The sequence below is a fragment of the Herbiconiux liukaitaii genome (assembly GCF_041927495.1).
GTDB classification, from domain to species: domain Bacteria; phylum Actinomycetota; class Actinomycetes; order Actinomycetales; family Microbacteriaceae; genus Herbiconiux; species Herbiconiux liukaitaii.
Window position 1 is genome coordinate 258,296 of sequence record NZ_JBHFHG010000006.1, and the last position, 20,306, is coordinate 278,601.

15 protein-coding genes are annotated in these 20,306 nt (G+C 70.1%); 10 read left to right on the forward strand and 5 right to left on the reverse strand.

The features are described 5' to 3' along the window. The 6 genes from ACEXQC_RS13640 (at position 1) to ACEXQC_RS13665 (ending at position 4,745) form a co-directional block, all read left to right on the forward strand. Complete coding sequence (locus ACEXQC_RS13640) at positions 1–558, forward strand: DivIVA domain-containing protein (RefSeq protein ID WP_374823219.1); 558 nt, start codon at positions 1–3, stop codon at positions 556–558. 73 nt (positions 559–631) lie between these two features. After that, entirely contained in the window at positions 632–1,267 is a 636-nt protein-coding gene (locus tag ACEXQC_RS13645; RefSeq protein ID WP_374823222.1) for an aggregation-promoting factor C-terminal-like domain-containing protein, read from the forward strand. Positions 1,268–1,271: 4 nt separating this feature from the next. Beyond that, positions 1,272–1,931 (forward strand): aggregation-promoting factor C-terminal-like domain-containing protein, encoded by a 660-nt coding sequence (locus ACEXQC_RS13650; protein ID WP_374823225.1) that lies wholly within the window; start codon positions 1,272–1,274, stop codon positions 1,929–1,931. A 49-nt stretch (positions 1,932–1,980) separates the two neighbouring features. After that, positions 1,981–3,642, forward strand: a complete 1,662-nt coding sequence (locus tag ACEXQC_RS13655; RefSeq protein ID WP_374823227.1) for a cation:proton antiporter — start codon at positions 1,981–1,983, stop codon at positions 3,640–3,642. Positions 3,643–3,717: 75 nt separating this feature from the next. Further along, positions 3,718–4,020 (forward strand): Rv1322 family protein, encoded by a 303-nt coding sequence (locus tag ACEXQC_RS13660; RefSeq protein WP_374823230.1) that lies wholly within the window; start codon positions 3,718–3,720, stop codon positions 4,018–4,020. A 5-nt stretch (positions 4,021–4,025) separates the two neighbouring features. Then, a complete protein-coding gene (locus ACEXQC_RS13665) occupies positions 4,026–4,745 on the forward strand; it encodes an alpha/beta hydrolase (RefSeq protein ID WP_374823234.1) in 720 nt (239 codons plus the stop codon). Between the two features lie 34 nt (positions 4,746–4,779). Here ACEXQC_RS13665 and ACEXQC_RS13670 read toward each other — a convergent pair whose 3' ends face one another. Then, on the reverse strand, positions 4,780–5,835 hold the full coding sequence (locus ACEXQC_RS13670) for an AI-2E family transporter (RefSeq protein ID WP_374823237.1): 1,056 nt from the start codon (positions 5,833–5,835) through the stop codon (positions 4,780–4,782). A 129-nt stretch (positions 5,836–5,964) separates the two neighbouring features. Between ACEXQC_RS13670 and ACEXQC_RS13675 the strand changes: the two genes are divergently transcribed. After that, positions 5,965–7,779 carry a DUF8094 domain-containing protein gene (locus tag ACEXQC_RS13675; RefSeq protein WP_374823240.1) on the forward strand — a complete coding sequence of 605 codons (1,815 nt, stop codon included), beginning with the start codon at positions 5,965–5,967 and terminating at the stop codon, positions 7,777–7,779. Further along, complete coding sequence (locus ACEXQC_RS13680; protein ID WP_374823243.1) at positions 7,776–8,786, forward strand: tetratricopeptide repeat protein; 1,011 nt, start codon at positions 7,776–7,778, stop codon at positions 8,784–8,786. Before ACEXQC_RS13675 ends, ACEXQC_RS13680 begins: the two co-directional genes overlap by 4 nt. 228 nt (positions 8,787–9,014) lie before the next feature. Here ACEXQC_RS13680 and glgB read toward each other — a convergent pair whose 3' ends face one another. Then, the gene (gene glgB, locus ACEXQC_RS13685) at positions 9,015–11,243 is read right to left on the reverse strand and encodes a 1,4-alpha-glucan branching protein GlgB (protein WP_374823246.1); all 2,229 of its coding nucleotides are present in this window, start codon (positions 11,241–11,243) and stop codon (positions 9,015–9,017) included. Then, complete coding sequence (locus ACEXQC_RS13690) at positions 11,243–13,351, reverse strand: alpha-1,4-glucan--maltose-1-phosphate maltosyltransferase (protein WP_374823249.1); 2,109 nt, start codon at positions 13,349–13,351, stop codon at positions 11,243–11,245. The genes glgB and ACEXQC_RS13690 overlap by 1 nt, the downstream gene beginning before the upstream one ends. A gap of 201 nt (positions 13,352–13,552) precedes the next feature. On the opposite strand from ACEXQC_RS13690, the gene glgP reads away from it, so the two are divergent. After that, positions 13,553–16,114: an alpha-glucan family phosphorylase gene (gene glgP / locus ACEXQC_RS13695; protein ID WP_374823252.1), complete on the forward strand. Its 2,562-nt coding sequence runs from the start codon at positions 13,553–13,555 to the stop codon at positions 16,112–16,114. On the opposite strand, the gene ACEXQC_RS13700 is transcribed toward glgP, so the two are convergent. Continuing rightward, positions 16,095–16,757, reverse strand: coding sequence for a TetR/AcrR family transcriptional regulator (locus ACEXQC_RS13700; RefSeq protein ID WP_374823254.1), 663 nt, complete (start codon positions 16,755–16,757; stop codon positions 16,095–16,097). The two genes, glgP and ACEXQC_RS13700, sit on opposite strands and share 20 nt — an antisense overlap. A gap of 74 nt (positions 16,758–16,831) precedes the next feature. On the opposite strand from ACEXQC_RS13700, the gene ACEXQC_RS13705 reads away from it, so the two are divergent. Next, entirely contained in the window at positions 16,832–18,256 is a 1,425-nt protein-coding gene (locus tag ACEXQC_RS13705) for a DHA2 family efflux MFS transporter permease subunit (protein ID WP_374823257.1), read from the forward strand. Here the strand turns inward: ACEXQC_RS13705 and glgX are convergent. After that, positions 18,241–20,301 (reverse strand): glycogen debranching protein GlgX, encoded by a 2,061-nt coding sequence (gene glgX, locus ACEXQC_RS13710; RefSeq protein ID WP_374823260.1) that lies wholly within the window; start codon positions 20,299–20,301, stop codon positions 18,241–18,243. The two genes, ACEXQC_RS13705 and glgX, sit on opposite strands and share 16 nt — an antisense overlap. Positions 20,302–20,306: the final 5 nt, after the last annotated feature.

The window sequence follows — 20,306 nt, forward strand, 5'->3', positions numbered from 1 at the left end:
GTGAGCGTACCTTTCCCCCGCACCCGCAGCTCCGTTCTCGGTTACGACGTGAACGAGGTCGACGACTTCCTCCGCAAGGCGAGGCAGGCCTACGACGAGCGCGACGCCGCGGATGAGAACTTCGTGCTCACGAGCGACTTGGTGCGGCACACGGCCTTCACGATGCAGAAGGGCGGCTACTACGCCCCCGCCGTCGACGCCGCGCTGGAGCGGCTCGAAGACGCCTTCGCGCTGCGGGAGCGCGACCGGGCCTACCAGGAGGCGGGCGACGAGGCCTGGTACGCGGATGCCCGCAAGCGCGCCGGAGAGATCGTGCTGCGGCTCGAACGCCCCGACGGCCAGCGGTTCACCAAGGCGGGCTTCCTGCGGGTGGGCTACCACGTGAAGGACGTCGACGCGTTCTGCGTGGCGCTCGTGGAGTACTTCCGCTCGGGGGCCGACGTGACGCCCGCCGACGTGCGCACCGCCGTGTTCCGCTCGCGCCGCGGCGGCTACGACGAGGCGCAGGTCGACGCCGTGCTCGATGCGGTCGTCGACGTCATGCTCGCCGTGCGCTGAGCACCCGCCCGACGGCCATCCGGGCGGATTGCCTGGGGAGTTGACAGCCGGATGGGCTAAAATCGGTGGAATCGTGTCAAAGCACCCCGCAAACCGCCCCACGCCGGGCCGCCTCGCTCTTCAGCTGGTCGGCCTCGTCGCTGTGGCCGCCTCCGCCTTCGTGGTGGTCGTGGCCCCGAACGTGGGTGCCGCGGCTCCGGCCTCCGCCTCGTTCGAAGGCGACTTCGCCGAGAGCGACCTCGCGGTGCAGGAGCTCGACGTGAGCGGCTCGCTCGCGGCCACGGTGTTCCGCGACACGTACTCGATCACCGAGGCGCCGAAGCCCGTGATCGTCGAGACCAAGACCCCCACGCCCGCGAGCGACTCCGAGTCGGGCTGCCCCGATCCCAACGCCTCGGTGGCCGACCCGGCGGGCGCTCAGGCGGTGGCCGCGGGCCTCGCCGCCGAGCGCGGCTGGACGGGAGCGCAGTTCGACGCGCTCATCGCCCTCTGGAGCCGCGAGTCCGGCTGGCGCGTCAACGCGCTCAACAGCTCGAGCTGCGCCTACGGCATCCCGCAGGCACTCCCCGGCAACAAGATGTCGTCGGCCGGCGCCGACTGGCTCACCAACCCCGCCACGCAGATCACCTGGGGTCTCAACTACATCCAGGGGCGCTACGGTGACCCGGCCTCCGCTCTCGCCCACTCCGACGCGAACCACTGGTACTGATCCCATGTCGATGACCAAGAACTCCACCAACCCCGTCGTGCGCACCGGTCTGCAGGTGGTCGCGTTCTCGGTGGCCGTGGGCTTCATGCTGCTCTTCGCCGTCGACCCCAAGGTCGGCGCCGTGGCCAATGCCTCCGAGTCGTTCGCGCCCGAGATCTCCGCAGCGGCGGAGTCGGCGCAGGCCCTCGACATCGCGGGCGGCACCTCCCAGTCGGTCACGCGAGACTCGTACACGATCACCGCCCCGCCCCCTCCTCCGCCCGCTCCCGTGCCCGTGGCGGCGCCGATCGCGACCGGCATCGGCGGTGGAGAAGCAGCAGCCTCCGGCTCGTGCTCCTCGAACGTGGTGCCGACCCCGGGCCCTCCCGCCCCCGGCAGCATCCAGGACATCGCCTACCAGGCCATGGCCGGCTACGGCTGGAACGAGCAGGAGTACTACTACCTGCTGGCGCTCTGGAACCGCGAGTCCGGCTGGAACCCCGCGGCGCACAACGCCTCCTCGGGTGCTCACGGCATCCCGCAGGCTCTGCCCGGCGAGAAGATGGGCCCGGGCTGGGAGTCCGACCCGCACGTGCAGATCGGCTGGGGTCTCCAGTACATCGCGGGGCGCTACAGCTCCCCGTGCGAGGCCTGGGCGACCTCGGAGAACCAGGGCTGGTACTGACCTGATCCAGCGGATCGGGTGCCACCACCTCGTTCACTAGGCTGAGCGCATGAGGCTCGAGATCGTCGCCGTGATCTGTCTGATCATCATCGTCGGGGTCTCGGCCTTCTCACCGAAGCTGCGGCTCGCGACGCCGATCGTGCTGGTCGTCATCGGCATCGGGATCTCGATCATCCCGGGTGTGCCTCCCGTGCACGTGCCGTCCGAGCTCATTCTCGCGGGGGTGCTGCCGCCGCTGCTCTACTCCTCGGCCATCAACCTGCCGCTCGTCGACTTCCGCAAGAACGTCGGCGCCATCTCGGTGCTCTCGGTGCTGCTCGTGATCGTGAGCGCCCTCGTCACGGGCTGGCTGCTGTACACGATCCTGCCCGACCTCAACCTGGCGGCCGCCATCGCCCTCGGTGCCGTGATCAGCCCCACGGATGCGGTGGCCGCCACCTCGATCGGCAAGCGGCTCGGCCTGCCGCCTCGGCTCATCGCCGTGCTCGAGGGCGAGAGCCTCGTGAACGACGCCTCGGCCCTCGTGCTGCTGCGCACCGCCATCGCCGCCTCCGCCGGCAGCATCGCGCTGGGAGGCGTGGGGGGAGTGGTGCTCGACTTCGCCTACTCCTCGGTGCTCGCCATCGTCGTGGGTCTCGTGATCGGCTTCGTGACGGTCTTCTTCCGCGCGAGGCTGCACGACTCCGTGCTGACCACCGCGATCTCGTTCGTGATCCCGTTCCTCGCCTACATCCCGGCCGAGGCCATCGGCGCCTCCGGCGTGCTGAGCGTGGTGGTGGCGGGGCTCTACACGGGCCACATGGGGGCGAGGCACTTCTCCGCGTCGACCCGCATCAGTGAACGGCTCAACTGGCGCACCATCCAGTTCCTGCTCGAGAACGGCGTGTTCCTGCTCATGGGGCTCGAGCTCAAGGACATCTTCCTGCTCGCGGTCGACGGCAGTGACGCCGACAACCTCAACGCGCCCGAGGCGATCGCGCTCGGAGTGCTCGCCGCGCTGGCGCTGTTCGTCATCCGCTTCGCGTTCGTGGGCCCGCTCCTGGCCATCCAGCGCGCCAGGGTGAAGAGGAGGCTCGACGCCGCGGCCACGGGGCCCCGCACCGCGGCCGACGACGCCGCGCTCGAGGAGGAGACGGGGTGGCGGGGCGGGCTCGTGCTCACCTGGGCCGGCATGCGCGGCGTCGTCACGGTCGCCGCAGCCCAGTCGCTGCCGGAGGCGACGCCCTACCGCAACCAGCTCATCCTCATCGCCTTCACGGTCTCGATCGTCACCCTCGTGCTGCAGGGCGGCACGCTGCCCTGGATCATCAGGGCCACGAAGCTCAAGGGCATCGACGAGACGGCCGACCACGCCGAGTTCGCCACCCTCGTCGACGAGCTGCGCGGGGCAGGGCTCCGTGTGCTCGAGTCGCCCTCGCTGAGCCTGCCGGGCGGCGAGGAGGTCGACGAGATCGTGGTCGAGCGCGTGCGCACGGATGCGGTGCTCCGCAGCGAGTCGGCCTGGGAGCGCGCCCGCTCGGCCGACGACCAGAGCGAGCCGCACCGCCAGTACCGGGTGCTGCGGCTGGAGGTGCTGAGGGCCGAGCGCGCGGCACTGCTGGATGCGCGCGGGCGCGGCGAGTACTCCTCCCGCATCCTCGTGCGCGCCCAGCTCATGCTCGACCAGGAGGAGTCGAGGCTGCAGCAGACCGACGGCTCCGATCCGCACTGAGCGGCATCCAGCTGAGCGGCATCCAGCTGAGCAGCACCCAGCTCGGCGTCACCCGGGCGCTCGTAGACTGAGGGGATGCCCCGCAGCAACCGCCCCCGACGCCCAGGCGGCGGCGCGGGCGACGACGACGAGGGCGACCTCTCGCACCTCATGGCCGGCTGGCGGCGCACCGAGAGTCGGCAGGGCCGTGCCTGGAACGTGCAGCCCGTCTCGGCCGCGAGCGCCGTGAAGGCCTACGCCTGCCCCGGCTGCAGCGTGCCGATCGCGCCGGGCACCGCCCACCTCGTGACCTGGCGCGCCGACGGCGTGATGGGCGACGCGAGCGACCTCGCCGCCCGCCGCCACTGGCACACCCACTGCTGGAGAATCGGAGCCTGACCACCATGACGACCCACGAGATCCGCAGCTCCACCGAGCTGCCCGCGCGGCGCGAGGACATCGAGCTGCGCACCGACGACGGCCTCACCCTCGTGGGTGAGCTCGCCACACCGCTCTCCGGCGACCCGGTGGCCACGCTCGTGACGCTGCATCCGCTGCCCACCCACGGCGGCTTCATGGACTCGCACGTGCTGCGCAAGGCCGCCGCCCGGCTGCCCGCCCTCGCCGACCTGGCCGTGCTGCGGTTCAACCTGCGCGGCGTGGAGTCGCCCCGCGGCACGAGCGAGGGCACCTTCGACGGGGGAGAGGCCGAGCGATTCGACGTGAAGGCCGCCATGGACTTCGTGGCCGAGCAGGGGCTGCCGAACCCGTGGATCGTGGGCTGGTCGTTCGGCACCGAGCTCGCGCTCAAGTACGCGGCCGAGTACCCCATCGAGGGCGCGATCCTGCTCTCGCCACCGCTGCACCGCGCGAGCGCCGAGGAGGTGGCCGCGTGGGCGGGCAACGGCAAGACCCTCGTGGCGATCGTGCCGGAGCTCGACGACTACCTGCGACCCGAGGAGGCCCGCGAGCGCTTCGCCTCGGTTCCCGACATCGAGCTCGTGGCCGTGGAGGGCGGCAAGCACCTCTGGGTGGGGGAGCAGCAGGTGCGGCGGGTGCTCGACGAGATCGTGGCGCGCGTCAACGCACCGGCCTACCCGCTGCCGACCACGTACGAGGCGTAAGGGGCCGGCAGGCCGGCCGAGCGCTCGCGGCCCGTCAGCGCTCGTTCTGGATGGGGATGACGACCTGCTTGATGATGAGCAGGAACGACGCCGCGATCGGGATGGCGATGAGAGCGCCGAGCACACCCAGCAGGGTGCCGCCCGCGAGAGCGGCGATCACCACGATCGAGCCGGGCACCGCGACGGCGCGGTTCATGATCTTGGGGCTCAGCAGGTACGCCTCGACCTGCATGTAGACGATGTAGTAGATCGCCGCCACGAGCGCGGTGAGGGGCGAGCCGAGACCCGGGATGAGGCAGACGAGCACGATGATCGTCGAGCCGGAGATGGTGCCCACGAGTGGGATGAGCGACAGCATGCCGGCGAGGAAGGCGAGCACCGCCGAGAACGGCGCCTGGATGATGCTCAGGAAGATGAAGCTCAGCACGCCGTTGCAGAGCGCGAGGGTGATCTGCCCCACCACGTAGCGACCGACCGCGCCGGTGACCTGCTCGCTGAGATCGGCGAAGCGCTCGCGCTTGGAGGCGGGCACCAGACGGTAGACCGCGCGCTTCATGCCGTTCAGGGAGGCCGTGAAGTACAGGGTGAGGATGAGCACGATGATGACGCCGAAGACGCCGCTCGCGATGCCGATGCCCACCTGGAGCGCGCCGCCCGCGAGAGCCGTGACGTTGCTCGCGTCGTTGAAGAAGGTGATGACGGCGTTGTAGACCTCTTCGACGTCGATGAATCCGCCGAGCTGCTCGGTGAGGTTCGTGCGCCACTGCCGGTCGAGCAGCTGATTGATGAGGGTGGGGAAGAGATCGACCAGCTGGGAGGTCTGCTCCACGATGATCGGCACCACAGCGAAGACCAGGCCTGTGAACACGCCCAGAACCGCGACGAGCACGGTGACGATCGCGAGCCACCGCGGCCAGCGCTTGCGCTCGAGCCAGGAGATGATCGGATCGAGCCCCAGGGCGATGAAGATGGCCACGCCGATGTAGGTGAGGATGGTGGCGAGAGAGGCCACGGCCCCCAGGATCAGTAGGCCTGCGCCGACTCCGAGTGTGGCCACGAGGCCGAGGGTGAAGGCGTTCTGGATCTTCAACGGCGGCTCCCTCGACAGGCTCCCGGGCGGGCGTTGCTCAATACTAGGGGTGCACGACGCCTGGACGTACCCTGAGTGAGGCGCCCCGCTCCATCGGCTATCTTTTAATGTCTTTTGTCAGGAGTATTTTTGCGCTTCATCTTCGCCATCTTCGCCTTCATCATCGCAACCGCGCTGATCGGCGCCGGTGTCGCGCAACGAACCGTGTTCCTCCCTCCGAGCTCTGTGACCTCCTCGGTGCAGCTCGAGAGCGGTTCGCCCTACGTCATGATCGACTCGTCGACCCTGCTCACCCACGAGGGCACGCAGACCCTCGTGCTCTCGGGCAGCGACACCGTCTTCGCCGCCTACGGGCGCACCTCGGATGTCGAGGCCTGGCTCGAGGGCTCGAAGTACGACACCATCGGCTACGACGAGGAGACCGGAGAGCTCGACTCCGCCACCGTGGAGGCCGACCCCGAGGGCGCCGAGAACGTGGCGAGCGGATCGGCCGACCCGGCCGGGAGCGACCTCTGGCTCGAGCAGTACCAGACGGACGACGCGATGTACCGCACCCTCAACCTGCCTGCGGGCTACTCGGTGATCGTGGCCTCCGACGGCACGCAGCCGGCACCCACGACCGTGCGCCTCTCCTGGCCCATCCCCAACGCCACGCCGTGGGTCGGCCCGCTGCTCGTGGCCGGCGTCGTCTTCCTGCTCGCAGGCCTCGTGCTGCTCGTGCTCGGGCTGCTCGACATGCGGCGCTCGCAGCGGCCTCGCCGCAAGCCCCCCGCACAGCTGGGAGGCAAGCGCTCGAGGCGGTCGCGCCCCGAGGCCCTCGAGGCGGGCTCCTCGCGCGGTCGGCGGTCGATCGCGCCGATGATCGCCGCGCCGGTGGCTCTCGTGTCGGTGCTCGCGCTCGGCGGCTGCTCCTCCGACTACTGGCCGCAGGCCGCCCCCGAGACCGTCTCGAGCGATGCCGCCGCCACGGCGACGCCCACGCCGGAGCCCACCGCCACTCCTGGGGCGGATGCGCAGCCCACCGAGGTCGTCGACGAAGACGCGCCCACTCCCGCCGTGACCGAGGCCCAGCTCGAGGCGATCGTCTCGACCATCTCCACGGTGACCGCCGAGGCCGACGCCGCATCGAACTCCGAGCTGCTCTCCTCCCGCTTCTCCGGGCCGGCCCTCGAGCTGCGCTCGGCCACCTACGGCATCCGCGCGGCCTACCCCGAGTACCCGGCGCCGCAGGCCATCCCGGCCGGGCCGCTGCAGGTGGTGCTGCCTCAGGCGAGCTCGGTGTGGCCCAAGACCGTGTTCACGATCGTGCAAGGCACCGACACGGCCGTGCCGCCCGTCGCCCTCATGCTCGTGCAGGACACACCGCGCGCGAACTACAAGGTCTACTACGAGATCACGCTCGAGCCCGACACGAGCCTGCCCCCCGTGGCGGCGGCGAGCGTGGGGACCACCCGGCTCGCTCCCGACACCAAGCTGCTGCAGATGACTCCCGACGAGCTCAAGACGGCGTACGCCGACATCCTCGTGGCGGGCGACGCCAGCCAGTACATCGACCAGATCGACGCGGAGGGCGACACCCTGCGCACGCAGGTCGGCGCCCAGTACAAGGCCGACAAGAAGGCCGGGTTCTCCGACACGGCCTCGATCGACTTCGCCCAGGTGCCGGCGGACGGGCAGAACATCGCTCTCGCCACGAGCGCCTCCGGCGCTCTCGTGGCCATCGAGCTCAAGGAGTCGGAGACGGTCAAGCCGATCGAGTCCGGCGCCACGGTGAGCACGCAGGGAGCGGTGAAGGCCCTCTCCGGCATCGACGAGACCGCCAAGGGCACCGAGGCCGTCTACGATTACCAGCTGCTGTTCTACATCCCGCCCTCGGGTGACACCTCGAAGGCCGAGCTGCTCGGCTTCGCCCAGGGCCTCGTGAGCGCTAAGGAGCTTCCGTGACCATGCCCCCGCCCCCCGCCGGCGCCCTTCGCGGAGCCGTCGACCTCTCCTCCCTCGTGAACCGGGCCAACTCGCCCGCACCCGCCGGTGCCTCGGGTGCTCCGGGCGTGACGGCGGGCCCGGGTGCGCCCGGCGCGGCCGGCGCTCCGGCGGGGTCGCCTGCGGGCACGCTGCCGTCGCTCGTGCTCGAGGGCACCGACGCCAACTTCACGGGCTTCATCGAGCTCTCGAACACGGTGCCCGTGATCGTGGACCTCAAGGCCGACTGGGCCGAGGCCAGCAAGGAGCTCACGGGGCTGCTCACCAAGCTCGTGCTCGCCTACGCCGGGCGCCTCGCGCTCGTGGGTGTGGAGGCTCAGGAGAACCCGCAGCTGGCTCAGGCCTTCCAGGCGCAGTCGGTGCCCACGGTCGCCGCCCTCGTGGGCGGGCGCCCCGTCTCGCTGTTCCAGGGCACCTACCCCGAGGACGAGCTCAAGGCCGTGCTCGAGCAGGTGCTGCAGCTCGCCGCTCAGAACGGCGTGACCGGCACGGTCTCGGTGGCGGGCGGCGACGTCGACGCCGTCGGCGCAGAGGCCGAGCCCGTGGATGACCCGCTGCCCCCGCACCACGCGGAGGCCTACGAGGCCATCGCCGAGGGCGACTACGCGAGGGCGATCCTCGAGTACCAGACCGCCATCGCGCAGAACCCCAGGGACACGCTGGCCGTGGCCGGCCTCGCCCAGGTGCAGCTGCTGGCCCGCCTGCAGGACAAGTCGCTCGACGAGATCCGCGGTGCCGCAGCGGCGGCCCCCGACGACCTCGACGCGCAGCTGCTCGTCGCAGACCTCGACCTCTCGGGCGGCCACATCGACGACGCCTTCACGCGCCTGCTCGACCTCTTCCCCACCCAGGACCAGCAGGGCAAGGACGCCATCCGCACCCGCCTCCTCGAGCACTTCGAGGTCGTGGGCACAGACGACCCGCGAGTGACGGCGGCCCGCCGCCGCCTCGCGGCCCTGCTGTATTAGCTGGTGCGCCGGTCCCTACCCGGCGCATGCGGCATGTTCGCGTGCGGTCGCTGGCGCGGCACCGCGCTCACCTTGGGTCGTCGGGTACGGCCCATTGCGTGGTGACTTCCGCGGTGGTTCGAAAGCCGCTGGCCGCGCCCGGATGACCCGATGCGCCGGCGAGGCCGCGTCAGCGATCTCACCGAAGCATGTCGCCTGCGCCGGGCAGGGACCGGCGCAGCAAAGAAATCAGAGCTTGCGGGGCTTGAGGAAGAGGGCTGCCAGCGGCGGGAGCGTCAGTTCCACCGACGCCGGGCGGCCCGACCAGGGGACGTACTCCGCCTCGACCGTGCCGTAGTTGCCCACGCCCGAACCGCCGTACTCGACCGCGTCGGTGTTGACGAGCTCGTCCCAGCGACCGCCGAAGGGCAGGCCCACGCGGTACGGGCCCACCGGGGCGCCGGAGAAGTTCATCAGGATCGCGATGGGGTTGCCTTCCGCGTCCCAGCGGAGGAACGACACGAGGTTCTGCGACGACGATCCGCCGTCGATCCACTCGAAGCCCGAGGGCTCGTTGTCGAGGGCCCACAGCGCGGGGTTCTCGGTGTAGACGCGGTTGAGGTGCCCCACGAGCGCGAGCAGCTGCTGGTGCACGGGCTGGTCGAGGATCCACCAGTCGAGACCGCGCTCCTCGCTCCACTCGGAGGGCTGCCCGAACTCCTGGCCCATGAAGAGCAGCTGCTTGCCGGGGTGCGCCCACATGAAGCCGAGGTACGCCCGCAGGTTGGCGAGCTTCTGCCAGTGGTCGCCCGGCATCTTGCTGAGCAGCGATCCCTTGCCGTGCACGACCTCGTCGTGCGAGATCGGCAGCAGGAAGTTCTCACTGAAGGCGTAGATGAACGAGAACGTGATCTGGCCGTGGTGGTGGCTGCGGTTGATCGGATCCTCCTCGATGTACTCGAGGGTGTCGTGCATCCAGCCCATGTTCCACTTCATGCCGAACCCGAGCCCACCGCGGTTCGTGGCGTGCGTGACGCCCGGCCATGAAGTGGACTCCTCGGCGATCATCACGATGCCGGGGAACGTACGGTAGGCGGTCGCGTTGACCTCCTGCAGCATGCTGATGGCCTCGAGGTTCTCCCGCCCGCCGTACTGGTTGGGCAGCCACTCGCCGTCTTTCCGCGAGTAGTCGAGGTAGAGCATGCTCGCCACGGCATCCACCCGGAGACCGTCGATGTGGAACTCCTCGAACCAGTAGAGCGCGTTCGCCACGAGGAAGTTGCGCACCTGGCTGTTGCCGAAGTCGAACACGAGGGTGCCCCAGTCGGGCTGCTCGCCGCGGCGCGGGTCGGAGTGCTCGTAGAGCGGCTCGCCGTCGAAGCGGGCCAGTGCCCACTCGTCCTTCGGGAAGTGGCCCGGCACCCAGTCCACGAGCACACCGATGCCGGCCTGGTGCAGCCGGTCGATGAGGTAGCGCAGGTCGTCGGGCGATCCGAAGCGCGAGGAGGGGGCGTAGTACGAGGTGACCTGGTAGCCCCACGAGCCGCCGAACGGGTGCTCGGCGAGCGGCATGAACTCCACGTGCGTGAACCCGAGGTTCTGCAGGTACGGGATGAGCTCGTCGGCTAGCGAACGGTAGTCGAGGCCGAGCTTCCACGAGCCCACGTGCATCTCGTAGACGCTCATGGGCTGGGTGTGCGGGTCGATGGCCGCGCGACGGGCCATCCACTCGTCGTCCTGCCACGTGTACGACGTGGTCTCGATGCGGGAGGCGGTGAGGGGAGGCACCTCCGTGGAGCGCGCCATGGGGTCGGCGCGGGAGACCCACTGGTCGTACTGCGTGAGGATCTCGTACTTGTAGGTGCTCCCGGCGTCGAGGGCGGGAATGAAGATCTCCCACACACCGGTGCCGCCGAGGCTGCGCATGGAGTGGCGCACGCCGTCCCAGCCGTTGAACTCGCCGATGACGCGCACGGCCTTGGCGTGCGGAGCCCACACGGCGAAAGCGGTGCCCGAGGTGATCGCGTCGACGCCCTGCTTCTCCTCCACACGAGCACCGAGCACCTGCCACAGCTTCTCGTGCCTGCCCTCGCCGATCAGGTGCAGGTCGAGCTCGCCGAGGGTGGGGGAGAAGCGGTACGGGTCGTCGGCCGTCCAGATGCCGTCGTCGTCGTAGCGCGCCTCGATCACGTAGTCGCTCGCACCGGTGAGCGTGTAGCCCTGCCAGATGCCGGCGTGCAGGTGCGCGAGCTCCACGCGGGCGCCGTTGGCGAGCACCGCCGTGACCTCGAGGGCGAGCGGGCGCAGCGTGCGGATGACGGCGACCGGATCGGAGACACCGTCGGCCGCCACGAGGTGCAGACCGAGCACGCCGTGCGGGTCGTAGTGGCTGCCCGTGGCGATGCGGTCGAGCACCTCGGTGGAGAGGGTGGGGAGGACGAGGGCGGAGGAGCCCTCGGAGCTGACGGGGGCTGGCATCAGGATGCGCCTTCTTCTGTCTCGGGGAGCACGTCGGCAGCGGGGGCCGAGATGTGCAGGATGTGGGCGGGCTGCGTGAACGCATCGAGCCGCACGTAGTTGTGGGCGGACCACTCCCAGTGGTTCCCCGAGAGCAGGTCGGTCGCCCCGAACACCGCGTCGGGCTCGAGCCCGAACTCGGTGAGGTCGAGGTGCACGGTGGTCTCGCGCACCGAGTGCGGATCGACGTTCACGACCACGATGATCGTGTCGTCGACGCCGTCGGGCGAGAACTCCGCCGCGAGGTGCTTGGAGTACACCACGATGGAGTCGTCGTCCGAGCCGTGCAGCCGCAGGTTGCGCAGCTGGCCGAGGGCCGGGTGGGTGCGACGGATCGCGTTCAAGCGCGTGATGTCGCTCGCGATCGAGCGGCCCGCCGCCTCGGCGGCCAGGAAGTCGCGCGGCTTGTACTCGTACTTCTCGTTGTCGAGGTTCTCCTCGGCGCCCGGCCGTGCCACGTTCTCGATGAGCTCGTAGCCCGAGTAGACACCCCACGTGGGGGCTCCCGTCGCGGCCAGCACGGCACGGATGCGGTAGGCGGGCATGCCGCCGAACTGCAGGTACTCGGTGAGGATGTCGGGCGTGTTGACGAACAGGTTGGGGCGGAAGAACGCGTCGGTCTCCTGCGAGATGGAGGCGAAGAACTCCTCGATCTCGGTCTTGGTGTTGCGCCACGTGAAGTAGCTGTAGGACTGCTGGAAGCCCACCTTGGCGAGGCCCTGCATGGCCGCGGGCCGGGTGAAGGCCTCGGCGAGGAACACGACCTCGGGGTGCGCGGCGTTGACCTCGTGGATGACCCACTCCCAGAAGTCGAGCGGCTTGGTGTGCGGGTTGTCGACCCGGAAGATCGAGACGCCCCTGGCGATCCAGAACTCGAGCAGCCTGAGCGCCTCGGCCCGGATGCCCACGGGGTCGTTGTCGAAGTTGATCGGGTAGATGTCCTGGTACTTCTTCGGCGGGTTCTCGGCGTAGGCGATGGTGCCGTCGGGCAGCGTGGTGAACCACTCCGGATGCGCGGTGACCCACGGGTGGTCGGGCGAGGCCTGCAGCGCGAAGTCGAGCGCGACCTCGAGGCCGACCTCCTTCGCGGCCTGCACGAAGGCGTCGAAGTCGTCGAGCGTGCCGAGATCGGGGTGCACGGCGTCGTGGCCGCCGGCCGCGCCTCCGATGGCCCACGGCGAGCCGGGGTCGCCCGGCTGGGGGTCGAGCGTGTTGTTGCGACCCTTGCGGTAGGCCTCGCCGATGGGGTGGATCGGCGGCAGGTAGAGCACGTCGAAGCCCATGTCGGCGACATCGGGCAGTCGCTCGGCGGCCGTGCGGAAGGTGCCGCTCTTCCAGGTGCCGTCTTCGAGCTGCTCGGCGCCGATGGAGCGGGGGAAGAACTCGTACCAGCTGCCGGAGCCCGCGAGGGTGCGCTCGACCTTCAGGGGGTGCCAGGCGGAGTGCGTCACGAGGCTCTCGGCGGGGCGCACGTGCAGCGCATCCGTGACGCTCTGCTGGTAGGCGCTCGCGAGACGCTCGGTCTGCGGGCCGGCGGTCTCGCCGAGCGTGGCGGCGACCTCCGCGAAGAGGGCGCGATCGGCCTCTGGCCGCTCCGTCTCGCCGGCGAGACGGGTGAAGAGCTGCGCGCCGAGCGCGAACATGAGCTCCACGTCGATGCCCGCGGCGATCTTGACGCTCGCATTGTGCTCCCACGTGGCGTAGTCGTCGGAGTACGCGCGGATGCGGAAGCGCCACGAGCCCTCCGAGGTGACCTGGGCGAGGCAGCGCCACTCGTCGTCCCAGCTCGCCGTGCGGGTGAGCGGGCGGTCGACGACCGTGCCGTCGGGCCCCTCGAGCTCGAGGTGAGCACCCACGGCGTCGTGGCCCTCGCGGAACACGGTGGCACCGAACGGCAGCACCTCTCCCACGAAGCCCTTGGCGGGCCAGCGGCCGCCCTCCACCTGGGGGAAGACGCCCACGATGGGGATGCGGCCCATCTGCGGTTGGAAGGCCGCAGGTGCCGCTGGTGCCTCGGAGGCGGGGGGTGCTGGGGGTGCCGCGGGGGCGGTGGGCTCGGCGGAGCTCACGGTCGGAGTGTCGGATGCGGGCGCGGGGGCCGGAGCCGCCTGTGCCGCTGCTGGTCGTTTGCGCGTAGCTGCCACACGTCAGACCCTACCGACAAAGGGTGAGGCTGCAACGGGTGTTCACCCGGGTGTTCACGACCGCGGAACCCGACTGCCCTAGGCTGGCCGAGTCATCAGGACCCCGCTCGAGAAAGAGTTCCCCGCGTGAAGGCGATTCGCAGGTTCACCGTCCGTTCCGTGCTCCCCGAGTCGCTCTCGGCTCTCGGAGAACTCGCCGCCAACCTGCGCTGGGCGTGGCACGAACCGACTCGGCAGATCTTCGCCCACATCTCTCCCGACGACTGGCGCGCGACGCTCGGCGATCCGGTCGCCCTGCTCGGAGCCGTGCGCCCCGAGCGGCTGTCGCAGCTCGCCGACGACCCCGGCTTCGTGGCCTGGGCCAACAGCCTCCGCGACGACCTGCACTCCTACCTCCGCGAGCCCCGCTGGTACCAGGGTCTCGAGGGGCCTCGGCCCCGCTCGATCGGCTACTTCTCGCCCGAGTTCGGCATCGCCGCCGCGCTGCCTCAGTACTCGGGAGGCCTCGGCATCCTCGCCGGCGACCACCTCAAGGCCGCCTCCGACCTCGGTGTGCCCATCATCGGGGTGGGGCTCTTCTACCGCTCCGGCTACTTCTCGCAGGCCATCTCGCGCGACGGCTGGCAGGAGGAGAGCTACCCCGTGCTCGACCCGGACGGCCTCCCGCTCTCGGTGCTGCGCCTCGCCGACGGCACCCCTGCCCAGATCGTGCTGGCCCTGCCGGGGGATCGCGCGCTCTACGCCCGCATCTGGCAGGCCCAGGTGGGGCGGGTGCGTCTGCTCATGCTCGACACCGACATCCCCGACAACGACGACGACCTGCGCAGCGTGACCGACCGTCTCTACGGCGGCGGCGGCGAGCACCGGCTGCTGCAGGAGCTGCTGCTCGGCATCGGCGGTGTGCGCGCCCTCGAGGTCGTCTCGGAGCTCACGGATCAGCCGATGCCTGAGGTCTACCACACCAACGAGGGGCACGCCGGGTTCCAGGGCCTCGAGCGCATCTCGCACCTCATCGGCGGCGGGCTCTCGTTCGACCAGGCCCTCGAGGTGGTGCGCGCAGGCACCGTCTTCACCACCCACACGCCCGTGCCCGCCGGCATCGACCGGTTCGAGCGCTCGCTCGTGGAGCGCTACTTCTCCACCGACATGCTGCCGGGGCTCGAGGTGGGCAACGTGCTCGCGCTCGGGGCCGAGGACTACGAGGGCGGCTCGCCCGACGTGTTCAACATGGCCGTCATGGGCCTCCGCCTCGGTCAGCGCGCCAACGGTGTCTCGGTGCTGCACGGCGAGGTGAGCCGGGGCATGTTCGCCGGGCTCTGGCCCGGATTCGATCGTGCCGACGTGCCGATCACCTCGGTGACGAACGGTGTTCACGCGCCCACCTGGACCGATCCGCTGCTGCAGGAGCTCTCCCGCACCAAGCTCGGCACGGGCGACACCACGGCCGCGGACTGGCGCTCCGAGGCCGTGAGCGACGCCGACCTCTGGGCCGTGCGCGGCGACATGCGCCGCCAGCTCGTGCACGACGCCAGGCGCCGGGTCACCGAGGCGTGGCGCGAGCAGAACCCCGACTCGATCCCGCCGGCCTGGTACCAGAACCTGCTCGACCCGCAGGTGCTCACCATCGGCTTCGCGCGGCGCGTGCCCACCTACAAGCGGCTCACGCTCATGCTGCACGACCCCGTGCGGCTCAAGTCGATCCTGCTCGACCCGCAGCGGCCCATCCAGTTCGTGGTGGCCGGCAAGTCGCATCCGGCCGACGAGGAGGGCAAGCGGCTCATCCAGAAGTTCGTGCAGTTCGCCTCCGACCCCGAGGTACGGCACCGCATCGTGTTCCTGCCGAACTACGACATCGGCATGGCGCAGCTGCTCTACCCGGGCACCGACGTGTGGCTCAACAACCCGCTGCGGCCGCTCGAGGCGTGCGGCACCTCCGGCATGAAGGCGGCGCTCAACGGCGGGCTCAACCTCTCGATCCTCGACGGCTGGTGGAACGAGTACTTCGACGGCGAGAACGGCTGGGCCATCCCCACCGCCGACTCGGCGGGCGACGCCGACGAGCGCGACGCCCTCGAGGCGGAGTCGCTCTACGACCTGCTCGAGAACCAGGTGGCCCCGCGGTTCTACGATCGCGACGCCGACGGCATCCCCACGCACTGGCTGCAGTCCATCCGGCACACCCTCGCCACGCTCTCGCCCGAGCTCAGCGCCGAGCGGATGGTGCGCGAGTACGTCTCGCGGCTCTACATCCCGGCGGCCGAGGCCGAGCGCGCCATGACGGTCGACGACCACGAGGCCGCGCGGGAGCTCTCCGAGTGGAAGCACCGGGTGGCGGAGTCCTGGCACGGAGTGGCCGTGGTGCACGTGGAGTCCGGCGGGCTCGACGACACGCCCCAGGTGGGCGACGTGCTGCACGTGCGCGCCCACGTGCAGCTGGGCGGGCTCGCTCCCTCCGACGTGGCCGTCGAGGTGGTCTACGGGCACGCGGTGCACGGCGACGACATCTCGGAGTCGTCGACGGTGGAGCTGTCGACGCGCCCCACCACCGACGGTTCGAGCGACCTCGTGTACGCGGGCACCGTGGAGCTCGCGCGCTCGGGATCGTTCGGCTACACCGTGCGGGTGGTGCCGAAGAACCCGCACCTGGCCTCACCGGCCGAGCTCGGCCTCATCGCCGTGGCGCACTAGGAGCCGCCCTCGGCGGGTGGGCGGCCCTGATGACGTCGAGTTTCTCGGGGAAGACGGTCTGCATGAGCTCGCGCACAGCGGGGTCGTCGTCGTAGTCGTCGAGCATGCGCACCCCGAGCACGACGTTCGAGAGCATGCCGCCTGCGAGGAAGGCCGACGCCTCGTCGGGTGACATGCCGGCCTCCTCGCGCAGCAGGTGGTACACGTCGAGGAAGCCGTAGCGCGCGGCGGGGCCGATCACGGGATCGGAGCCGAGCGCGAAGGCGTGCATGAGGCACAGCAGGAGGCCGCGGTCGGCCGTGAGGGCGAAGTAGGCGAGCCCCAGCCGGCGGGCCATCGGCACCTCAGGATCTCCGGCGATCGCCTCGCGGAAGGCCTCCATGAGCTTGAGCAGCGCCCGGTGGAGCACGTCGAGGAACAGCTGCTCCTTGGTGCCGAACATGCGCACCACGTAGGGCTGGCTCACGCCGGCGGCGCGGGCGACCGCGTCTGTCGTGGTGCCGCTGTAGCCGGCGTCTCCGAACACGGTGGTGGCCGCGTCGAGCACGAGGGCGCGACGGTCCTCGGAGGACATCCTCGTCTTCTTCTCGGTCACGGGCTCGGTCACGGGCTCGGCCACGGTGTCGTTCGCGTCGTCGGTCACGCTTGACAGGGTATCAGCCGATTACTTATGGTGGCTAAGTAATCATCCGATTACCTCTTTCGACTGGAGAACGCATGCGCAAGGTCCCCGTCTGGCTCGCCATCGTGGCGGCGAGCGTGCCGATGTTCATGGCCACGCTCGACAACCTCGTGGTCACGAGCGCCCTGCCCGTTCTCGGTGAGGAGCTCGACGCGAGCATCGAGCAGCTGCAGTGGTTCATCAACGCCTACACGCTGAGCTTCGCCACCTTCATGCTGCTCGCCGTGGCGCTCGGCGACCGGCTGGGACGGCGCAGCGTGTTCCTGGCGGGCATCGCTGTGTTCACAGCCGCCTCCGCGCTGTGCGCCCTGGCCGTGGAGCCGTGGATGCTCATCGCGGCGAGGGCCGTGCAGGGCTTCGGGGCCGCCGCCCTCATGCCGCTCTCGCTGACCCTCCTCGTGGGTTCGGTGAGTGCGAAGGCGAGGCCGCTGGCCATCGGCATCTGGGGCGGCATCTCCGGTCTCGGTGTGGCGCTCGGCCCGCTCATCGGCGGCGCCGTGATCGAGGGGTGGACCTGGGAGGCGATCTTCTGGCTCAACGTGCCCGTGGGCATCCTGAGCGTGCCGCTCGTGCTGCTCGCCCTGCCGAACTCCTTCGGATCGAGGCTGCGGGCCGACGTGCTCGGCGTGGTGCTCGCGGGCGGCGGCGTGCTCGGTCTCGTCTATGGGATCGTGCGCGGCAACGACGCGGGGTGGGGGAGCCTCGAGGTGGTGGGTGCGCTGCTCGTGGGGGCGGTGCTGCTCGGCTCGTTCGTGCTGTGGGAGCGGCGGGTGGCGAACCCGCTGCTGCCGCTCAGGCTGTTCCGCGACCGCAGCTTCTCGGTCGCCAACGTGGTGGGGCTCACCTTCAGCTTCGGCATCTTCGGATCGATCTTCATCCTCATCCAGTACCTGCAGATCGTGGGAGGGGCGACGCCTCTCGAGGCCGGCATCATGACGATGCCGTGGACGCTCGCCCCCATGGTGGTGGCGCCGCTCGCCGGATTCATCGCACCTCGCGTGGGCACCAGGCTGCTCATCGTGGTGGGGCTGGTGCTGCAGGCGGTCGGTGTCGGCTGGCTCGCCGTGACCATGTCGGCCACGCTCGACTACCCGCTGCTGGTGCCGGCGTTCGTGTTCGCCGGGGTGGGCATGGGGCTCGTGTTCGCACCCTCCTCCACAGCGGTGCTCGCCCACATGGCGCCGGAGGACAACGCGAAGGCCTCCGGCACCAACTCCACGCTGCGCGAGATCGGGGTGGCCCTCGGCATCGCCGTGCTCACCGCGGTGTTCACGGGCGCGGGCGGCTTGTTCACGCCCACGGGCTACGTCGACGCCGCCGTGCCGGCCATCGCCGTGGGCGCCGCGGCGCTGCTGCTGGCGGCCATCGTGGCCCTCGCCCTCCCGGCCGGCCGAGCCCTCACGTCAGCGGGCACCGATCCGTCCGCGACGCCCGAGCCGGTGCTTCAGACAGCTCGGTAGAGCTGCAGAGAAGCCGCTTGCACCTGGACCTCGGCGCCGGGTGCGAAGCGGGGGAGCGGCTCGTCGTGGTGGTGCACGGGCGGGGAGTCGTCTCCGGAGTCCCACAGCAACTCGTAGGCGGTGACGTCGTCGTGCAGCGGCAGGGTGACGGTCACGGCCTCCTCCACGCCGTGGATGACGGTGAGGATGCGGTTGAACGGCTCCTGCTCGGGTGTGGAGGCGGCCACGTACTGCAGGGTGCGGTTCTCGGGCGAGTTCCACTCGGCCACCGACATCGACTCGCCGTGGGCGTCGTACCAGTCCATCTGGCTGGCGCCTGGCGTGCGCTCGCCGAACACCCCGAAGCGCAGCGGGCGCAGAGCGGGGTTCTCCCGCCGCACGCGCAGCAGGTGCTGCGTGGTGCGCCAGAGGTCCTTCTGCCACGTGCGCCTGTCCCAGCTGATCCAGGTGAGCTCGGAGTCGTGGCAGTAGGCGTTGTTGTTGCCCTTCTGACTGCGGCCGAACTCGTCGCCCGCCGTGATCATGGGCACTCCCGCCGAGAGCAGCAGCGTGCCCATGAGGTTGCGCATGGCGCGGCGCCGCGACTGCTCGAGCGGGCGGCTCGTGGTGGGGCCCTCGATGCCGTGGTTGTACGACATGTTGTTGTCGGTGCCGTCGCGGTTCGCCTCGCCGTTGCCCACGTTGTGCTTGACGTTGTAGGCCGTGAGGTCGGCGAGGGTGAAGCCGTCGTGCGCGGTCACGAAGTTCACGCTCGCGAGCGGGCCGCGGGACTGCGCGAAGGTGCTCGACGAACCGGCGATGCGGGTGGCGAGCATCCCCACGCCGTCGCCCGGGTTGCCGTTCTCGCGGATCGACTTGATGTCGCGCAGCCAGAACTTGCGCATCCGGTCGCGGAAGCGGTCGTTCCACTCCGACCAGCCCGAGGGGAAGTTGCCGGTCTGCCAGCCGCCCATGCCCACGTCCCACGGCTCGGCGATCATCTTCACGCCCTGCAGCTCGGGGACGTCGACGATGCCCTTGATGAGCGGATGCTCGTGGTCGTAGTAGTGGTCGGCGTTCCGCCCGAGGGTGGCGGCGAGATCGAAGCGGAAGCCGTCGATCTGCACGTCGTTGGCCCAGTACTTGAGCGAGTCGAGGATGAGGCGCGAGACCGCGGGGGTGGAGGTGTCGATGGAGTTGCCGCAGCCGGTCACGTCGATGTAGTCGCCGCGCGAGGTCTGCCGGTAGTAGGAGGAGTTGTCGATGCCGCGGAAGCTCGTGGTCGGGCCCATCCGCCCCTCTTCGGCGGTGTGGTTGTAGACCACGTCGAGGATGACCTCGAGGCCGGCCTCGTGCAGGAGCTTCACCATGCCCTTGAACTCGCGCAGGATGGCGCTCGGCCCCTCGGCCTGCGCGGCCCTCGAGGCGTAGAGGTTGTGCGGGGCGAAGAAGCCGAGCGTGTTGTAGCCCCAGTAGTTGGTGAGGCCCTGCTTCTGCAGCCGCTGCTCGGAGACGAACGCGTGCACGGGGAGGAGCTCGACCGCGGTGACCCCGAGGCTCTTGAGGTAGCCGATGCTCGTCTCGTGGGCGAGGCCAGCGTAGGTGCCGCGGAGATGCTCGGGGATGCGGTTGTTGATCTTGGAGAGGCCCTTCACGTGGGCCTCGTAGATGACTGTGCGATCGAGGGGGGTGTGCGGCTTCTCGACGCCGTTCCAGTTGAACTCCTCGTCGACCACCACGCTCCGCCACTGCTCGCGGCCCGAGCGCACGAGCCCTCTCGCGTAGGGGTCGAGGAGGTTGAGTGCGGGGTCGAAGGCATCCCGGGGGCCATCGGGGCCGTCGACCTTGAGCGTGTAGCGCCTCCCGGGGGCCAGGGAGCGCGTGCGGGCCGACCAGACGCCGTGCGCATCCCTCGTCATCGGCACCGTCTTGTAGACCCAGTTGGGGTCTTTGCGGTCGTAGAGGCAGAGGTCGATGCTCGTGGCGTTCTCCGACCACACGCGGAGCTCGCCGCCGTGCGATGTGAGGCGAACGCCGAGCCGAGCGAGGGGGTCGGCCGATGTCATGAGAC